This window comes from Microbacterium resistens NBRC 103078, assembly GCF_001552355.1.
Lineage (GTDB): Bacteria > Actinomycetota > Actinomycetes > Actinomycetales > Microbacteriaceae > Microbacterium > Microbacterium resistens.
Window position 1 is genome coordinate 1 of sequence record NZ_BCRA01000210.1, and the last position, 1,302, is coordinate 1,302.

Sequence of the window (1,302 nt, forward strand, 5' to 3'; positions counted from 1 at the left end):
CGGCGCCGCGGTGGGCGTCGCCGTCGTCGCGGCGCTCGTCCTCATCGACGTGTTTGTGCCGACGCTGTTCCCCGGCACCCTCCCCACCCGCCTGCAGGACGGTCTGACGCTGTCGCTCAGCGTGCTGTTCGAGGCGCTGCCGTTCGTCGTGCTGGGCGTGCTCCTGTCGATCCTCGTGCAGGTATGGCTGCCCTCCGGCGTGATCGAGCGCATCCTCCCGCGGCGTGCCTGGGCGCGCCGCGCCGTGCTGTCGCTGCTGGGCATGCTCATCCCCGTGTGCGAGTGCGGCAACGTGCCGTTCGCGCGCGGGCTCATGATGCGCGGGCTCGCCCCGGCGGAGGCGCTGACGTTCCTCATGGCGGCGCCGATCGTGAACCCGATCGTCATCCTGACCACGCACGCGGCGTTCGGATGGGACGGCGGCATCCTCGTGGCGCGCCTGGTGGGCGGCTACGTGATCGCGAACCTCATCGGGTGGATCTACAGCCGGCATCCCTCGCCGGACGCCCTCCTGACGTCGCACTTCCTCGACACCTGCGAACGCGCGGCGCACGAGCCGGGAACGCCCGTGCGGCGGAGCCTCGTACAGTTCCTCGTGGAGCTGCGCGCGGTCATGCCCGCCCTCGTGATCGGCTCGGCGCTGGCCGGGGCCGTGCAGGTGCTCGTCCCGCGCGACGCGCTGCTGGCGATCGGGTCCAATCCCGTGCTCTCGATCGTCGCGATGATCGCGCTCGCGGTGACGGTGGCGATCTGCTCCAACGTCGACTCGTTCTTCGCGCTGTCCTTCGCCTCCACGTTCTCCTCCGGCGCGATCATCGCGTTCCTGCTCGTCGGCCCGCTGGTCGACATCAAGATGATCGCGCTGTTGCGCACCACCTTCACCGCGCGGACCATCGCGGGCATCGTGGCGGTCGTCGTCCTGGCGGCGTTCGGGATCGGGATCGGGGTGAACGTCTTTGTCTGACGCCGTGCTCACCGCCTCCACCGCCGAGCGCTCCCCGCGCAGCCGCCGGCTCCGCGGCCTCGGCACCCGCTGGCTGGGGGTCGGCCTCGCCGCCGTGATCTCGGTCGTGACGCTCGTGCTGGGGGTCACCGGTCGGCTCACGCTCTACATCAGCCCGGAGACGGTCTGGTTCGCCTGCGCGGCGGCGGTGGTGACGCTGATCGGCGCAGTGTGGTCGTGCACCCTGCCGCTCGGCACCGAGGACGACCACGGCCACGATCACGGCCACGCCGACGATCACGGCCACGACGCCGCGGAGGCGGGCGCCGGGCACCGCCGGGGACCGGTGCGCCGCGCGG

The 1,302-nt window shown here is 72.0% G+C and carries 1 protein-coding gene and 1 pseudogene; both read left to right on the forward strand.

The annotated features are described in order from the left end of the window. Positions 1-10: 10 nt before the first annotated feature. A complete protein-coding gene (locus MR1_RS19030) occupies positions 11-964 on the forward strand; it encodes a permease (RefSeq protein WP_084344955.1) in 954 nt (317 codons plus the stop codon). A 4-nt stretch (positions 965-968) separates the two neighbouring features. After that, positions 969-1,302: pseudogene (locus MR1_RS19035) on the forward strand (hypothetical protein); the annotation flags it as partial.